Annotated in this window: 12 protein-coding genes; 10 read left to right on the top strand and 2 right to left on the bottom strand. The window is 59.8% G+C overall.

Annotated elements, in window-relative coordinates; translation table 11 throughout:
* The first annotated feature begins 115 nt into the window (after positions 1–115).
* The 10 genes from C0541_RS07070 (at position 116) to C0541_RS07025 (ending at position 10,882) form a co-directional block, all read left to right on the top strand.
* Positions 116–526, top strand: coding sequence for a TcpQ domain-containing protein (locus tag C0541_RS07070; RefSeq protein WP_115046974.1), 411 nt, complete (start codon positions 116–118; stop codon positions 524–526).
* Positions 527–652: 126 nt separating this feature from the next.
* Positions 653–1,678: a virB8 family protein gene (locus C0541_RS07065; RefSeq protein WP_161959966.1), complete on the top strand. Its 1,026-nt coding sequence runs from the start codon at positions 653–655 to the stop codon at positions 1,676–1,678.
* Positions 1,675–2,442, top strand: a complete 768-nt coding sequence (locus C0541_RS07060) for a TrbG/VirB9 family P-type conjugative transfer protein (protein WP_115046970.1) — start codon at positions 1,675–1,677, stop codon at positions 2,440–2,442. The genes C0541_RS07065 and C0541_RS07060 overlap by 4 nt, the downstream gene beginning before the upstream one ends.
* Positions 2,439–3,629 carry a TrbI/VirB10 family protein gene (locus C0541_RS07055; protein ID WP_115046968.1) on the top strand — a complete coding sequence of 397 codons (1,191 nt, stop codon included), beginning with the start codon at positions 2,439–2,441 and terminating at the stop codon, positions 3,627–3,629. The genes C0541_RS07060 and C0541_RS07055 overlap by 4 nt, the downstream gene beginning before the upstream one ends.
* Entirely contained in the window at positions 3,626–4,684 is a 1,059-nt protein-coding gene (gene virB11, locus C0541_RS07050; RefSeq protein WP_115046966.1) for a P-type DNA transfer ATPase VirB11, read from the top strand. Before C0541_RS07055 ends, virB11 begins: the two co-directional genes overlap by 4 nt.
* A gap of 57 nt (positions 4,685–4,741) precedes the next feature.
* Positions 4,742–5,566: a lytic transglycosylase domain-containing protein gene (locus tag C0541_RS07045; protein WP_161959965.1), complete on the top strand. Its 825-nt coding sequence runs from the start codon at positions 4,742–4,744 to the stop codon at positions 5,564–5,566.
* 61 nt (positions 5,567–5,627) lie between these two features.
* Positions 5,628–6,032: a TrbC/VirB2 family protein gene (locus C0541_RS07040; protein WP_115046962.1), complete on the top strand. Its 405-nt coding sequence runs from the start codon at positions 5,628–5,630 to the stop codon at positions 6,030–6,032.
* The gene (locus C0541_RS07035; RefSeq protein WP_115046960.1) at positions 6,025–6,336 is read left to right on the top strand and encodes a type IV secretion system protein VirB3; all 312 of its coding nucleotides are present in this window, start codon (positions 6,025–6,027) and stop codon (positions 6,334–6,336) included. The genes C0541_RS07040 and C0541_RS07035 overlap by 8 nt, the downstream gene beginning before the upstream one ends.
* 100 nt (positions 6,337–6,436) lie before the next feature.
* Positions 6,437–8,893 (top strand): VirB4 family type IV secretion/conjugal transfer ATPase, encoded by a 2,457-nt coding sequence (locus C0541_RS07030; protein ID WP_115046958.1) that lies wholly within the window; start codon positions 6,437–6,439, stop codon positions 8,891–8,893.
* A 372-nt stretch (positions 8,894–9,265) separates the two neighbouring features.
* Entirely contained in the window at positions 9,266–10,882 is a 1,617-nt protein-coding gene (locus tag C0541_RS07025) for an alpha-glucosidase (protein WP_115046956.1), read from the top strand.
* A gap of 973 nt (positions 10,883–11,855) precedes the next feature.
* Here the strand turns inward: C0541_RS07025 and C0541_RS07020 are convergent.
* Positions 11,856–14,630: a TonB-dependent receptor gene (locus C0541_RS07020; RefSeq protein WP_115046954.1), complete on the bottom strand. Its 2,775-nt coding sequence runs from the start codon at positions 14,628–14,630 to the stop codon at positions 11,856–11,858.
* Positions 14,631–14,944: 314 nt separating this feature from the next.
* Entirely contained in the window at positions 14,945–17,023 is a 2,079-nt protein-coding gene (locus C0541_RS07015) for a glycoside hydrolase family 97 protein (protein ID WP_115046952.1), read from the bottom strand.
* Positions 17,024–17,058: the final 35 nt, after the last annotated feature.

Below are 17,058 nucleotides of genomic sequence, written 5' to 3'. Positions count from 1 at the left end.
GCTCGACCGAGTCATCGAAGGCAGATTCCCTCCGCCACCCAAAGGTGAGCGGGGTCGTCGTGCTATCTGTCTCAAGCCCGAAATCTCATGAGTTGGAGAAGTCAGAGTGAATCCGATGTATGTGTCCAAGCTGTCGCTGGTCTTGGTAGTCGCTGCCTTGGTCGGGGCCTGCGCGACCAAGCCCGCTCCCGATTTTGGTGGACGTTGGAAGCACGTCAATCACTTTGACGAAGCCCCGACTGAAATTCCGCTCTACACCTCCTACACGTACCAGGCCACGCCGATGGATGGCACGTTGAAGACGATGCTGGAACGGTGGGCCGCCGATTCCAACATGCAGCTGTCCTACAACCTGCCTTCGGATTACACCCTGATCGGCCCGGTTTCCAGTATCAGCACCACCAGTGTGCAGCAAGCTGCCACGGAGCTCAGCGCGGTGTACGCCGCGCAAGGCGTGTCGGTTTCGGTCTCCGCCAACAAGCTGCTGGTACAGCCGGTACCGGTATCGGCTGGAGCCAAGCTCTAAGGGCTGATTGCTGATCCGGTACGCTCAGGTATCCGGGCGGCGAGCCAGTTCACACCTCCCATGTGTCCGCGCTTGTCGCGGCGATAGTTTCAGGCCTGACAAGGCCTCACGGTGACGGATCTCGACATGTTGCGTAAGAAGGTGAGTGAAAAGGACGGTTCCGCCCAGGTTGGTGCGGCCGTCCAGAAAGCGGTGAACTACGAGGTCAGCATCGCCGATCTCGCACGCCGCAGTGAAAAGCGCGCATGGACGGTGGCCAGTTTGTCAATGTTGGTGACTGTCATGACTGCAGGCGGCTATTACTACATGTTGCCGCTGAAGGAGAAGGTGCCGTACCTGGTCATGGCAGATGCTTATTCGGGTACCAGTACCATCGCCAAGCTCGAAGCGAATTACGGCGGACGCACTATCAGTACTAGTGAAGCATTGGCACGCAGCAATATCGCGCGTTTCATTCTGGCGCGCGAGTCATTTGATGCGTCCACGATTGGTGATCGTGATTGGAACACAGTTGCCGCGATGGCAGCGACGAATGTGCTTTCCGAATATCGCACGTTGCATGCCGGCAACAACCCAGCGAGACCTTTCAATACCTATGGCAGATTGCGGGCAATCCGCATCAACATCCTTAGCATTACCCTTATTGGTGGCAAGGGTAAGGCTTATACTGGTGCGACTGTACGCTTTCAGCGGAATGTCTACGACAAGACATCCACTGTAACCACGCTCCTGGACAACAAGATCGCGACGCTGGGGTTTGCTTACCAGGATAATCTTGAGATGAATGACAGCCTCAGGGTGGAGAATCCCCTGGGTTTTCGGGTAACTGATTACCGTGTCGATAACGATTATTCGGCATTGCCCGCCGCGCCGTCCGCGATCAGCACGCAAGCGCAGGCAGCACCACAGGCCCCGGCCTACCAGCAACCGATGACCCCTGGCGTGGTTGATCCCAATGCAGCTGGCGCTGCAGCGCCAGCCGGTGTTCCGTTGCAGCAGGGCACGCCGGCAGCGCCAGGTAGTGTCCCGGTCCAGCAGCAGCCGGGATACCCAGGTCAGGCACAGCCCCAGCCGGCCGGTCAAATTCAAGTCCAGCCCACGATTCAACCCCAAGGGATGCCGAACAATGTCAATGGAGCAAGCGGTCGATGAAACCCTCTAACCCCTACAGGGCGGCATTGGCTGCAGCACTGCCACTTGTACTGTGCGCATTCTCGGCTGCTGCCCAGGTCGTTCAAGAATATGAGTACGCACCCGACCGTATCTATCAGGTGCGTACCGGACTGGGCATCACCACCCAGATCGAACTCAGTCCCAATGAAAAGATTCTTGACTACAGCACGGGTTTCACCGGAGGCTGGGAGCTGACACGTCGTGAAAATGTCTTCTATTTGAAGCCCAAGAATGTCGATGTCGATACGAACATGATGATTCGTACCGCGACGCATTCTTATATTCTCGAGCTAAAGGTCGTTGCGACCGATTGGCAGCGCCTGGAGCAGGCCAAGCAGGCAGGTGTGCAGTATAAAGTCGTATTCAGTTACCCAAAGGATACGAGCTTCAATAATGTCGAGGATGCTGCGGCTGCTAAGGATGGTCCTCTATTGAATGCGAAGATTCTCAAGGATCGTCGCTACTATTATGACTATGACTATGCTACGCGAACCAAGAAGTCCTGGTTGATTCCGAGCCGGGTCTACGATGATGGTAAGTTCACTTACATCAATATGGATTTAACACGATTTCCTACGGGTAACTTTCCGGCGGTGTTTGCTCGTGAGAAAGAGCATAGCGAGGACTTTCTCGTGAATACGACCGTTGAGGGTAATACCTTGATCGTTCATGGAACTTACCCCTTCCTGGTAGTTCGTCATGGCGATAATGTCGTCGGTCTGCGAAGGAACAAGCAAAAGTGAACTCGAATATTCCAAACAGTCCTGATGAGCGCTCCCGGGACAATCGATCGGATGAGCCTGCGACCAACGAGTACGACGAGCGCAGTAATCCGTATTTCGCACGCCAGCAAGCAGCTGCGGAGCCGGATCTGGATTCGAACGAGCCTGTGTTGCGGTCCAGCGACATCAAGCGGTTGAATCGGAAGGCGCTAGTTTTTCTCGCACTGGTTGCCGGCTTGTTGCTTTTGGCCATTTTCTGGTTGGCAAAGCAGGATTCTGACGATTCTGCGCCGGTGAAGCAGCGTGCCGAGACGGTTGTGGCGCCTGCGCTTCCACAAAATATGACAGCACCCGTCGAGACGGCTCCGGTGCCTCTTGTGCAACAACCGAGTTTGCCGCCACTGCCGCCCATGCCTGTCGACGATAACGACAGCATGCCCTCCGCCGCTCCAGAGCGTCCGCGCGCGCCTACCTTGCTGGAACGACGCATTCTTGCTGAGCAGTCCGCTGCAGCTGGCGGTAGCGCTGCGGGCGTTCCCGGGATGGCGGGTCAGACTGGCGCACAGCCTGGAGCACGAGAAGATGAGCAGGTGACGCTGGCAAAGCCGATCAGCAATCCTGACGGTTTGCTCGTGCGCGGTACCTATATCCGCTGCATTCTGGAAACGCGGATCATTTCCGACTTCGGCGGCTATACCTCCTGCATCGTGACCGAACCTGTTTATTCGATTAACGGGCACAATCTGCTGCTGCCGAAGGGTTCGAAGATGCTGGGTCAGTACGGTGCAGGCGAACCAACTACCCGGCGCCTGCAGGTTGTCTGGGATCGCGTGACTACTCCTACCGGGCTCGATGTCACTCTGGTTGGCCCGGGTATCGACACGCTCGGCAGTGCTGGTCATCCTGGCCAGTACGACGCTCACTGGGGTAACAAGATTGCCTCGGCGTTGTTCATCAGCCTTTTAAGCGACGCTTTCAAGTACGCGGCTGCGGAGTACGGTCCGGAGACCACCACCATCGGTGTGGGCTCCGGGATCATCACGCAGCAGCCATTCGAGAGCAATACCGCCCAGAGCGTGCAGCAACTCGCGCAACAGGCGGTGGAAAAATCGGGACGTCGCCCTGCAACGCTGACGATCAATCAAGGAACGGTCCTGAACGTGTATGTTGCGAAGGACGTCGATTTCTCTGCGGTGCTGCCTAAGTGAGCGCGACGACCGCCACGACGATCGACGATTCTCCGACTGCGCGGATCTCGAATGATTTCCTGGATTACCAGTATTCCGTCCTGGGGATCCTGGACTACTTGAATTCGCCCGAAGTCACGGAAATTTGCATCAATCGTCCCGGCGAGCTGTATCTGGAGACAATCAATGGCTGGCAACGCATGGATGTGCCGTCGCTGACCTTTGATCGGGCCAGGCAGTTCTGTACGGCGGTCGTCAACGAAAGCAACACCGGGCAGCGCATCACCGATGCTGATCCGGTGGTCTCTCTGACCTTTCCAACGGGACAGCGCGCGCAGTTCGTCATTCCGCCTGCCTGCGATGCCGGCAAGGTCTCGATCACGATTCGCCTGCCCTCCAAACACACCAAGACCCTCGAGCAGTACACCAGCGACGGATTTTTTGATCAGGTGCTCGAGCAGGCTGCCGATGTCAGCGATCACGATCGCGAACTACTCGAGTTGCGTCGCAACAAGGAGTACTCGGAGTTCTTCAAGAAAGCAGTGCTTTACAAGAAGAACGTTGTGGTTGCCGGTGCAACCGGTAGCGGCAAGACCACCTTCATGAAGGCCTTGGTCAATCACATTCCGAACGAGGAACGCCTGGTCACCATTGAAGACGCACGCGAGCTCTTCATCAGTCAGCCCAATTCGGTGCACCTGCTGTACTCGAAAGGCGGCCAGAGTGCGAGTAATGTGACTGCCAAGAGTTGTATGGAGGCTTGCCTGCGCATGAAGCCGGATCGAATCATCCTGGCCGAGTTGCGTGGCGATGAATCGTTTTATTTCATCCGTAATTGCGCATCTGGCCATCCTGGTTCGATCACCAGCTGCCATGCCGGCAGCGTTGAACAGACCTGGGACCAGCTTGCGCTCATGGTGAAGGCGTCCAACGAAGGCTCCGGGCTGGAATTCGAGGTGATCAAACGCCTGCTGCGTATGACCATCGATATCGTGGTGCACATCAAGGCGCACGCTGGGCGCCGCTTTATTACCGGGATCGATTTCGATCCGGCAAGAACCCTGCGTGGTGGTTGACCGGCCGCCAATGATTGACGTCGATCCAGTTTCAAGGAGACCGTTATGCTGCCCGGCATGGAATTGATGGGATGTACTGGACTTGCTGTCCCCGGCGAGGTCATGCAGCACGTCGTTCGCGTTGAGTCTTCGCGCAATCCGTACGCCATCGGCGTAGTCGGTGGCCGCCTTGCACGCGAACCGCGCGGGCTCGAAGAAGCGGTAGCCACGGCCAAGATGCTGGAACAGAAGGGTTACAATTTCTCCCTGGGACTTGGTCAGGTCAATCGCTACAACCTGCAGAAGTACGGGCTGAGCAGTTATGAAATGGCCTTTGCCAAGTGTCCCAACCTGGTTGCTGCATCCAGGATCCTGGCCGAGTGCCACTCGCGATCCGGCGCCAACTGGGGCAAGTCGTTCAGTTGCTACTACTCTGGCAACTTCGAAACCGGCTTCAAGCATGGGTATGTCCAGAAGATCTATGCCTCCATTCGTCAGTCGGTGGCATCTTCGGGGGCCGAGCCGATCGCCGTGATTCCGAATCGCCCGATCAAGGTCCGTGTCGAAAATCCCTTGCGTCAGGCAGCCGCCGAGCTGGCTGATGCAATCGTGGCGCGTCGAATTCAGGATCTCGCAAGTCCCGGGCGCACAGAAGCTTCACAGCAGGGTCCTATGATTGCATCGCCCACGCCTGCACAGCTGCCACCGCCCCAGGTATCCCAGGCCAGTACGGCCGACAACGAACTATATGTGGTCAAGGCAACTGGACAGGGGCGGGGTGTTGCCCTACCTGCCGGCGGCGTGCCGCAAGCCCCAACGGTGACAAACCAAGCGCCAGCCAGCGCCGTTCCTGCCCGACCGGTGCCTGCGACACAGCAGATAGATACCGCATTCGTTTTTTAACCAGGAAGGAAAACCTGCCACGGATTGGCTATTACACCCCCCCGTTCCCAAGGAGATTGATATGAAGTTTGAAATTAACAAGAAGACGGCCGCTGACGCCAAAATGATTGGAGCCCAGGCCCTGAAAGCGTTGGCATTCACTTCGTTACTACTAGTTGCGGGTGGGGCCTCGGCAGAAGGCGGTCTCGGAGAGACCGGCGAAAAGATGTGCGGCTTCCTTGAAAACGTCAATGGTCTGTTGAACATGGGCTCAGCGCTCGTTGTCACGATCGCTGTGATCATTGCCGGCTACCAGATTGCATTTGCTCACAAGCGAATTTCCGAAGTTTCCCCGATTTTGATCGGTGGTGTTCTGATCGGTGCCGCTGCCCAGATTGCCAACATGGTGATCGGTAAGGAAGGTGGTGGTCAGGATTGCACCACTGCGTCGATCACGCTGCTTCACATCGCTCAGTATTATGCATAAAGACGTTCTCTTCCGTGGGTGTACCCGTCCGGCGATGTTCCTGGGAGTGCCTTATATCCCGTTTTTCATCGGAGCCGGCAGTGGCCTGCTGCTGGGAATGTATTTCGATCTTTGGTACCTGTTGACAATCCCAGTCATCATTTTTGCCATGCAGCAAGTGGCAAAGCGAGACGAGATGATCTTCAGGCTGTTGGGACTGCGATGGTTGTTTCGCATGCGTGTGCGAAATGCCCAGCGTTACTCGGGAATGTGGGTATTCAGTCCCAATGAGTACCGCAAGAACCCCACAGGAAAACGTCAGTAGGCACGTAGGCCGCTAACCAACCCCACGCCCGCAAGTCGCGTGGGGTTGGTGTTTTGCACGACTGCATCACCATGATGCTTCCTCTTAAATTGGTAAGGCCATGTTCAGCCCAGATAGTCCGATCAGCGAATTCGTCTCCGTTTCGACGCACGTCGCACCGTCCGTTCTAAAGACGACCGGTGGTGACTATCTGTTGATCTGGCATCTTGCAGGCCTGCCTTTCGTTGGACGTGACGAGTTTGAGCTGGAGCAGCGGCACAACACGTTCAACCGTCTTGTCCAAACCCTGCGCGCGCCGGATTTCGCAAACGTTGCGTTCTGGGCACATGATGTTCGACGTCGGCGCAAGATCAGCAACTCCGGCCGTTTCAAGCAGGCGTTCAATCAGTCGCTGTCCAATGAGTACTACGCAGCGCTGTCGTCCCAGAAGATCATGCAGAATGAATTGTATTTCAGCATGATTTATCGCCCTGTGGTTACCGGGCGTCGGTTGGTCGAAAAATCCAGTGATCCTGACAGGGTTCGAGTCGAAGAAGAACAGGCGATTGCGAAGGTGATCGAGCTGGCGACCAACGTGGAAGCGGTGCTAAAAGACTATTCGCCCTATCGCCTTGGAATGTACGAGGCAAAGAATGGGATCGTTTTCTCCGAGACGCTGGAATTTCTTGGCTATCTATTGAACCGGATTGACGAGCCGGTTCCTGTGCTGCAGGCGCCGGTTCCAGCGTACCTGCCCGTCAGCAAGCACATGTTCGCCAACAAGACTGGTGACTTTGTCATTCGCACGCCGGACGGCATCAACCATTTCGGGGCCATCCTAAACGTCAAGGAATACGCCGATGGCACCTATCCCGGCATCCTCAATGGCTTGAAGTACCTGGACTTCGAGTATGTGGTCACTCACTCCTTCAGCCCTGTTGGTCGCCACGACGCACTGAAGGTGCTGGAGCGTACCAAAGGCATGATGATTTCATCGGGCGACAAATCTTCCAGCCAGATCCGTGATCTGGATCTGGCGATGGACGACGTGGCCTCAGGCAACTTCGTGCTGGGCGAGTATCACTTCACCGTTGCGGTGTACGCCGACAGCCAGGAAAAACTTGCCCGGCAAATCGCGACCACGCGCGCTGAGCTCTCCAACGCCGGTTTCGTCTCATCAAAGGAAGACCTGGCAATCGCCTCGTCGTTTTACGCGCAGCTGCCTGGCAACTGGCGCTTCCGTACGCGCATTGCCAATCTGAGTTCGCTCAATTTCCTGGGCCTGTCGCCGCTGCACAATTTTGCCCAAGGCAAGCTGCACAACAATCCGTGGGGCGATTGCGTCACCACGTTGCAGACCACCAACGGTCAACCTTACTACTTCAATTTCCATGCCACGCACCCGGCTGAGAACTCGTTGGGCGAGAAGGCGATCGGCAACACCATGGTGATCGGCAAGTCCGGTACCGGCAAGACGGCATTGATCAACTTCCTGTTGAGCCAGGTGCAGAAATTCGACCCCATTCCGACAATTTTCTTTTTCGACAAGGATCGTGGCGCGGAGATCTTCGTGCGTGCCTGCGGCGGCAACTATCTGGCGTTGGAAAACGGCGCGCCGACGGGATTTAATCCGTTCCAGTGCGAACGCAATGAGGCCAACACGCAATTTCTGGCCGAGCTGATCAAGGTGCTGGGCGGCAAGACCGAGTACAGCGCACGCGAGGAAGAAGATATCTATCGCGCGGTGGAAGGCATGCTGGATACGCCGATGCACCTGCGCAGCATGAGCAACTTCCGCAAGAGCCTGCCCAATATGGGCGACGACGGGCTGTATGCACGCCTGCGCCGATGGACCGCCGGCAATTCGCTGGGCTGGGTGTTTGACAACCCAGTGGACACCGTCGACCTGACGCGCGCATCGATCATCGGTTTCGACTATACCGACGTGATCGACAACGCCGAAGTGCGCGTGCCGGTGATCAACTATCTACTGCATCGCCTGGAAGCGCTGATCGACGGCCGCCCATTGATCTATGTCATGGACGAGTTCTGGAAGATCCTGGACGGCAAGGGCGGCCTGAAGGACTTCGCCAAGAACAAGCAGAAGACCATCCGTAAGCAGAATGGCCTGGGAATTTTCGCTACCCAAAGTCCGGAAGACGCACTGGCCAGCGACATCGCAGCGGCGTTGATCGAACAGACTGCAACCATGATCCTGCTGCCCAATCCCAGTGCCAGCCGCGACGACTACATCGAAGGGCTCAAGCTCACTGATGCCGAATACCAAGTGGTGGTATCGCTGGACGAACGCTCGCGTTGCTTCTTGGTCAAGCAGGGCCACGCCTCAGCGGTGTGTCAGCTCAATCTGCGTGGGATGGATGATGCTCTTTCGGTGATTTCATCCTCGACCGATAACATTGAAATCATGCATCAAATTTTGTCGCGCAAAGCCGACAAGTTGGGTGTAAGCGTAGACCAGTTGACGCCAGAGCAGTGGCTGGAAGACTTCTATGCGAACCGAAAAGGCTCAGGTAAGCGCAAGCACGCCAAAGGCGCCGATCTTGAGGATCACGCATAATCTCAAGTCAGTATCCGTAGTGTTTTAAAGCCCGTTGCAGATTACCGGACGGGCGAGGCGGTTGTTACTGGCAGCTTCGTGATGGGTCGCTTTTTAGTGTCGGCTCATCAGCCGCCAGTTTCAGTTGCCGAAAGGAATTTTTACAAGCGATGCTTCGATGCGCTTGAGTCTGAAGTCTTTTTCATGCCGCGCCCTCTTGGCGACCGGTGAGATGCTGCGGATCGTAATGGAGCTTTCTGAGCTATCGCGTCGTCGCCGCCCGGCGACATGAATACGTATGCACAAGTGCGCTGCGTGCTGCGTGCGCCGCTACGCTAACGGCCTTGGTTAGGCGCTTGTTCTAGCGCCCGCAATGGCCCGGGAGGGGCGTACATGTCGCAGACACCATGGTGGCGCGGGGCCGTCATCTATCAGATTTATCCGCGGAGTTTTCTGGATTCCAATGGTGATGGGGTGGGCGATCTGCCCGGTATCATCGCCAAGCTCGACTACATCGCCGGACTCGGCGTGGATGCGATCTGGATTTCGCCGTTCTTCAAGTCGCCGATGGCCGATTTTGGCTACGACATCGCGGACTACCGTGGGGTGGATCCCTTGTTCGGCACTCTGGACGACTTCGATCGTCTGCTCGACAAGGCGCATGGACTCGGCTTGAAGGTGATGATCGATCAGGTGTTGAGTCATACCTCGATCGCGCATGCCTGGTTCCAGGAGAGCCGGCAGGACCGGACCAACGCGAAAGCCGATTGGTACGTGTGGGCCGATCCGCGTGAGGACGGGGCGCCGCCCAACAATTGGTTGTCGCTGTTCGGTGGGGTTGCGTGGCAATGGGAGCCGCGGCGCGAGCAGTACTACCTGCACAACTTCCTCGTTGACCAGCCGGACCTCAATTTCCATAACGTCGAGGTGCAGCAGGCGACGCTGGATAACGTCCGCTTCTGGCTGGATCGCGGGGTGGATGGGTTCCGCCTGGATGCCATCAACTTCTGCTTCCACGATGCGCAGCTGCGCGACAATCCGGCCAAGCCGGCCGACAAGCGGGTGGGGCGCGGGTTCAGTGCGGACAATCCGTACGCGTATCAGTACCACTACTTCAACAATACGCAGCCGGAAAATCTGGCGTTCCTGGAGCGCTTGCGCCGGCTGCTGGATCGGTATCCGAATGCGGTGAGTCTTGGCGAAATCTCGTCGGAAGACTCGTTGGCGACCACTGCCGAGTACACCGCTCACGGCCGTCTGCATATGGGCTACAGTTTCGAGCTGCTGGTGCAGGACTACAGCGCGGCCTATATCCGCGAGACGGTGAGTAGGCTCGAGGCCACGATGTTGGAGGGTTGGCCGTGCTGGGCCATTTCCAACCACGACGTGGTGCGCGCGGTGACGCGCTGGGGCGGTGCCGACGCATCGCCGGCATTCGCGCGGATGGTGGTGGCGATGCTGTGTTCGCTGCGCGGGTCGATCTGTCTGTATCAGGGCGAAGAGCTGGGCCTGGGCGAGGCGGACGTGGCGTACGAGGATCTGCGCGATCCGTACGGCATCACCTTCTGGCCAACCTTCAAGGGGCGCGATGGCTGCCGCACGCCGATGCCGTGGACGGCTGCGCCGTCAGCGGGATTCACGAGTGGCAAGCCGTGGCTGCCGCTGTTTGATGCGCATCGTGCGAACGCGGTGAGTGTGCAGCAGGACGATCCGTTGTCCGTGCTCAGTGCGGTGCGCCAGTTCCTGGCCTGGCGCAAGGGCGAGCCTGCGTTGCGCGAGGGGGCGATCACGTTCTACGACACCGCTGAGCCTGTGCTGATGTTCCGGCGCGAGCATGCCGGCCAGGTGCTGTTGCTTGCATTCAATCTGTCGGCCGACGTAGCCGAACTTGGGCTGCCGGCGGGCACGTGGGAGCAGGTCAGTGTGCCCGGCGTGGAGCATGGAACAATCGCACAGGGACAGCTGCGCCTTGCCGGGCATGCGGTTGTGTGTGCGATCGGGGATGGTTGATGCGGCATCGCGGGCGGTCGTCGTGCTTGCGTGATCGCTTGAAACGTAGCGAGGCATTCCTGACAGGCTGCCTCACTTTTACTACCTCGCCGGTGCTTGATTCGCTGAGTGCCTGCGGTGCGACGCCGGCTGTGCGATATCGCTCGATAGATTACCCGGCTGCTGTGTGGACGCTGCATGCGGTAGTGCCTTGCAGACGTCCGGAGTGTACCCACCGGTAAGTGCAGCTCTATGGTGATCGACTGCGTGGATGGCTGTGTCGTGGGCGGTCTTGGCGCTATCACGATGCGGCAGGCGGATGCCCTGCGCAGCGTGCCGCTTTTATGTCCGGTAATGCCGTGATCGTCTGTTTACCTTGGGCGGTCTCTAGAAGTGGGTGCAGGTTCTGGTGGAAAGCCTGGAAAAAAGAAACCCGCCGACATCACGTCGGCGGGTTTCTTTTGGTTGATGGCGCCGGTCTGATCAGAAAAAGTGTTCGTTGTTTATTGCTCAGCAGGGCTGCCTCCTGAGTGACGGCGCATGGGGCAACGCTGGGCACTGCGTGGGTGCACGCTGCGCTTGCGCCGTACCCTCACCCCAACCCCTCTCCCAGTGGGAGAGGGGCTTTGGTGCTCCTGGTGCAGAGGGCTGGCCGTGGGCGGTCAGCTCACTTGCACGCAGGGAACGCTGCAGCCACAGGCAACTAGTCAGCTACAGGCAGTGAGTCAGCTACAGATAATGATGCAGCCTCAAGTAACGCTGTAGCTAGGGGCCACGATAGCCACAAGTGACGCTGCAGCCACAGGTGACGCTGCAGCCACAGGTGACGCTGTAGCTACAGGTGACGCTGTAGCTACAGGTGACGCTGTAGCTACAGGTAGCGATGCAGCCACAGGTGACGCTGCGGCTACAGGTAACGATGTAGCCAAAGGTAACGATGTAGCCACAACTAAGGATGTAGCCAATCAGCGCATCGCTTGCAGCTCACATCCCGTCAAAACTTGTAATTGACGCCCAGCACGAAGGTGCGGCCCCATTCGATGTATTCCAGTGGACGGTCCCTGGTTTCGGCGTAGGTGCGGTAGGGCGAGTTGCTGAGGTTGCTGGCCTGCAGCAGCAGGGTCAGGCCGGACAGGCTGCTGCCTTCGCTGAAGTTGTAGCTGATCTGCGCGTCGGTGATGTTTTCGCCGACTACGTAGCGCAGCGTGCGGTTGCCGTTGAAGTTGCCGATCTCGCCGATGAAGTCCGAGCGGCGACGCTGGCTGACGCGTGCCTCGAAGCCCTTGTGCTCGTAATAGGCGGTGAGGTTGTAGACGCGTTCGGACAGGCCGGGCAGGCTGATCTCGCCATCGCCGACACTGGAGGCGCTTTCCGGGTCACGGATCTTGACGTCGCTGTCGTTGAAGGTGGCGCTGGCCTGGATGCCGAAGCCTTCCAGTGGCGCAAACAGCAGATCCAGCGGCAGCGATGCAGTGAGTTCGACGCCGCGCAGCGTGCCGCCCTTGCCGTTGAACGGGGCGCTGAAGGTACCGGTGGTCAGCACCGGCGCCGAGCCCGGCGGCGGTACGTAGCCGGCGACCAATGCGGAAAAATCGTAGTTGTCGCGGCTCTGGGTGTAGATGTAGCTCTTCAGGTCCTTGTAGAAGAACGCCGCGGCCACGTAGGCGCGCTCGGCAAAATATTTTTCGTAGGAAAGATCGATGGCGTTCGCGCGCCAGGGATCGAGCATCGGGTTGCCGCCGCTGGCACCGGGGCGGCCGGTGGAGGTGTCGACACCGAATTCCAGCGAGGCGCGCAGCTGATCCACGCGCGGGCGTGCAACCTGCTTTGCCATCGCAAAACGCAAGGTCTGCTCGTACGGGAACTGAAACGCAAGATTCAGGCTGGGCAACCAGTCGCGATAAGTCTTGCCGTCGTCGATCGGGCGCACTTCACTGCCCACCGGTTGCGAGGCATCCCAGTAGTTCGCGCGCGAGGATTGATCGGCGCTCTGCAGCTGCACGCCGAAATTGCCGCGCACGCCCACATCGCCCCATGCGGTATCGAGATTGGCACGCACCCAGGCGGTGGTGATCTTCTCTTCGACCGTCCAGGCCTTGGACACCAGGAACGAGGCGTCGTCGCTAGGGTTGAACAGCATGTAGCGCGACACCACTGCCGGCACGTTCCACGCGGGCAGGGCGCCGATGCCGGCAAAGCCCAGGTTGACCGGCGCGTATTGCAGGTCCGGCGCGATGGTGGATTCACCCTGCGCGCCCAGGGTGATGTTGCCTTCCGGCTGGGTCTTCTGCTTTTCGCGATTGGCGTAGTTGACGCCCACATCCAGATCCGAGAACCAGCTCAGCGCTTCGGGCATCGGAAAGCTGGCCTGCAGGCGCGCACCTTTCAGCACGTCTTCCACGCTGGGCACCTTGCCGTAGCCGGAGCCATAGATGGTGTTGGTCAGGAACAGCTCACCCGGATTGGAATAGTTCATGCCTGGCGCCAGCTGCGAGAAGCCGTTGCCGACGACCGACACGCCCACGGTGTCCAGCTGTGGCATGGGAGCGCGCTGGAGATTGTTCTCCAGGTTCAATTCGTCGCGGGTGGCCTTGGAGTAGTTCAGGTCGGCGACGATCCTGACCGCGCCGGCGGCGATTTCGTTGTTCCAGCCGAATGCGTCGATGGTGTCTTCGCGCTTGTTGTACATGCCCCGCACCAGTGGGTAGACGCCGCTGGCGGTGCCGCCGACGAAGCTGCCGTTGTCGTTGACCCGCACACCGGTGATGTTCAGCCCCGGCGTATAGCCACCGTTGTAGTTGCTCAGGTTGAGCTCGAACTGGTTGGCGGTGTCGATCTGCTCGGCTTCGGTGTGGAAGGCGTCGAGCGTGCTGGTCCAGGCGTTGGACGGGCGGTACTGCAACGTGGCCATGACGCCGTCGCGCTTCTGGTTGCCGGTGCGGCGCAATGCCTTGATGCCATCGGAAAAGTACACGCCATCGGCCACGCCTGGGCGCGGGCGCCGTGCATTGACCGGTTGCCAGGGTTCGTACAGACCCACCTGGTTTTCCTGCAGCGGCATGTCGGTGTGGGCGTAGCCGATGGTCAGGCCGATGGTGCGGTCGGCGAACTGGTCGATGTAGCTGACATTGAAGCGGTTGCCGTATGGATCGACGTTGGCAGCCTTGCCCAGTGAGTTGCGCTGGTAGCGGCCACCGATGGCGATCACACGTTCTTGGTAGCTGAGCGGGCGTGCGGTCTGCATGTCGACGGTGCCGGACAAACCCTGGCCGACCAGGCCGGCATCGGGCGTCTTGTAGACGGTGACGCCGCTGACCAGTTCGGACGGGTATTGGTCGAATTCCACGCTGCGGTTGTCGCCGGTGCTCACCACTTCGCGGCCGTTGAGCAGGGTGGTGGAAAAGTCCGGCGACAGGCCTCGCACGCTGATCACCTGCGCGCGACCGGCGACACGTTGCGCGGCCAGGCCGGGCAGGCGCGCCAGCGATTCGGCAATGCTCACGTCCGGCAGGCGGCCGATGTCTTCGGCGGAGATGGCTTCCACGATCGAGGTGGAATCCCGCTTGACCGAGATGGCGCCCTCGATCGCGCGGCGCAGGCCGGTGACCTGGACCTTGTCCAGCTCGGTCACCGTGCCGGCGGTGTTTTCGGAAGCAGTCTGTTCGGTGTCGGCTGCTTGCGCCGGCGCCGCCGATTGCGCGGCCGCCAACGTCGGTGCCATGGCAACGGCCAGGGCGATACTCAGCGCGGAGCGCTTGTGCTTCAACATTTTCCCCTCCCAGGTACATGTTGTTCTTCGATTTTCGATCCGGCAGACGCCTGGATGCATTGCATCGCACGCCACTACCGGCATCACGACTGCGACGTATGGTAGACACCGCACCTGCATGCAAACGGGCACTGCATACGTATTCAATCCGGCCGATTGCGCTGGAATCGATTCCACGCAAGCTCCGCTGCAGCGCGGTACGACATGCGCCCGGCGTGAGGCAACGTCATTGCGCGATCCGCAGCGGCTGCAGTGCCGCTGCGTGATGCAATCGAGCCCGTTGCAAGCGGCCTGGGCGCGCCGTCGCCAGCAAGTCAGCGCTTCCCATCCATCGGCACGAAGCGAATCGCCTGCCCACCGCCTGGCGCAAGACGCAGTTCCAGCGTGTCAACGCTGCTGACCTGGCGTTGTTCGCGCACAAAGGCGAACGGGTTGCCGACATAGTCCGCATCGTCACCGTCGCGGTAGATCTGCGCGGTGTAACGCACGCCGGGCTCGAGAAACCCGAGCGGCACCTGCAGCAGCCGGCCATGCTCGTCGGTGATGCTGCCCAGGAACCAGTCGCGGCTATGCCGGTCCTTGCGCGCGATGGTGACGTAGTCGCCGACTTCGCCATTCAAGGCACGGGTCTGGTCCCAATCCACCGCCACGTCCTCGATGAAGCGGAAGGCGTCACGGTGCTGCAGGTAATGCTCGGGCAGATCGGCGGCCATCTGGATCGGGCTGTAAAGCGTCACGTACAGCGCCAGCTGGCGTGCGAGCGTGCTGGGAATCGCCTGGCCGTCGCGGCCTTTCAGGCTGACGATGCCCGGCGTGTAATCCATCGGCCCGGCCAGCAGGCGGGTGAACACCAGGTTGACCTCGTGCTCGGGCGGATTCGGTGGCTGGCCCCAGGCGTTGTACTCCATGCCGCGCGCGCCTTCGCGCGAGATCCAGTTGGGATAGGTGCGGCGCAGGCCGGTGTCCTTGATCGGCTCGTGCGCGTTGACGGCGAGATGCCGCTCGGCGGCCTCGCGCACCACGCGCAGATGATGGCGCGCCATCCATTGGCCGTCATGCCATTCGCGCAACGGCGTGCCGCCTGCGGGATTGCGACGCTCCACCTGGCCGTCGTCGCAGACATAACCGGTCTTGACCGAGTCCACGCCGAAGCGGGCGTACAGGTCCATCGCTTCGGCGATCTGGTCTTCGTAATGATCCACTGCGCACCCCGTTTCATGATGGCCGATCAGATGCACGCCCTTGCCGGCGGCGTAGTGGCTCAGTGCGGGCAGGTCGAAATCCGGCGTCGGCCGGGTGAAATCGAAACTGCCGCCGTTGCCGAACCATTCGCCGTTCCAGCCCGGATTCCAGCCTTCCACCAGCACGCCACGAAAGCCGTGCGCCGCGGCAAAATCGATGTAGCGCCTGGTGTTGGCGGTGGTGGCGCCGTGGGTCGGCCCGGTTGCCCAGGTCTGCTGGTTGAGATGCATGGACCACCACACCCCGACATACTTGGACGGCTTGACCCAGCTCACGTCGCCCAAGGCGTTGGGCGCGTTGAGGTTGAGGATCAGGTTGGATTCCACCAGCCCGGTGGCCTGGTCGGCGATCTGCAGCGTGCGCCACGGCGTATCGAACGGCAGCTTGCGCCGCACCTTCCAGCCTTCGGCGGCGGGCGACAGCTGCGCGCGCAGGCGCTGGCCTTCGGTACGGCGCAGCCACATGCCGGCGTAGTCGACTAGCGCCGCCTCATGCAGCGCGACATGCAGTCCGCTCTCGGTGCGCAAGGTGAGCGGCGTATGTGCCAGCGCGACCTGGTTCAACGGCGTGCGCTGATACAGGTATTCGTAGTGGATCGGCTCGCCTGCCGGAATCCACCATGCCTCGGACGGTTGCGCGATGGCGAATTCGGTGACTTCTTCGTCGATGATGGCTTCGCGCAATCCCGCCTGCTCGGGAAAGTGATAGCGCAGGCCGATGCCATCGTCGTACACGCGCAAGATCACATCGAAGCGGCGTTGCGCGCCGCTGCGTTCGCCCAGGCTGACGCTTAGTTCGTTGTAGTGGTTGCGCACCAGGCGCGTCTCGCCCCAGGGTTGTTCCCAGGTATCGTCATGGGCTTGGCGTGCTTGCGAGAGGACGACCAGGCCGCGGTCCAGCCGCCCGTCGCGCAACTGGAAACCCAGGCGCGAGCGTTCCAGCACTGGCTGGCCCAGGCGTTGCACGCGGTAGTAGGGCGTGCCGCCGTTCACTTCCAGCGTGACCTGCAGGATGTTGCCGGGCGAATCGGCACTGATGGCGATGCGCTCGGCCTGCGCGATGCCCGCAAGACTGCCAAGCAACAGGACAAGCAGTCGCGCACTGCATGCGGCGCGCGCTATCGAACGCACGCGATGTGGAACCAGCGGCATATCCCCTCCCAAGGCGGCCGTTGCGTCAGCGGCGA

Origin of the sequence: Xanthomonas arboricola (genome assembly GCF_003353015.1) — a bacterium.
Taxonomy (GTDB): domain Bacteria; phylum Pseudomonadota; class Gammaproteobacteria; order Xanthomonadales; family Xanthomonadaceae; genus Xanthomonas; species Xanthomonas arboricola_E.
The sequence above is the reverse complement of the archived record's forward strand: the minus strand, read 5'-3'. Positions and strand labels throughout refer to the sequence as shown.

Coding starts and splice junctions, on each gene's coding strand:
- C0541_RS07040 (WP_115046962.1), top strand. CDS start 5,628: ATGAAGTTTGAAATTAACAAGAAGACGGCCGCTGACGCCAAAATGATT.
- C0541_RS07065 (WP_161959966.1), top strand. CDS start 653: ATGTTGCGTAAGAAGGTGAGTGAAAAGGACGGTTCCGCCCAGGTTGGT.
- C0541_RS07025 (WP_115046956.1), top strand. CDS start 9,266: ATGTCGCAGACACCATGGTGGCGCGGGGCCGTCATCTATCAGATTTAT.
- C0541_RS07030 (WP_115046958.1), top strand. CDS start 6,437: ATGTTCAGCCCAGATAGTCCGATCAGCGAATTCGTCTCCGTTTCGACG.
- C0541_RS07045 (WP_161959965.1), top strand. CDS start 4,742: ATGGAATTGATGGGATGTACTGGACTTGCTGTCCCCGGCGAGGTCATG.
- C0541_RS07060 (WP_115046970.1), top strand. CDS start 1,675: ATGAAACCCTCTAACCCCTACAGGGCGGCATTGGCTGCAGCACTGCCA.
- C0541_RS07035 (WP_115046960.1), top strand. CDS start 6,025: ATGCATAAAGACGTTCTCTTCCGTGGGTGTACCCGTCCGGCGATGTTC.
- C0541_RS07020 (WP_115046954.1), bottom strand. CDS start 14,630: ATGTTGAAGCACAAGCGCTCCGCGCTGAGTATCGCCCTGGCCGTTGCC.
- C0541_RS07015 (WP_115046952.1), bottom strand. CDS start 17,023: ATGCCGCTGGTTCCACATCGCGTGCGTTCGATAGCGCGCGCCGCATGC.
- C0541_RS07070 (WP_115046974.1), top strand. CDS start 116: ATGTATGTGTCCAAGCTGTCGCTGGTCTTGGTAGTCGCTGCCTTGGTC.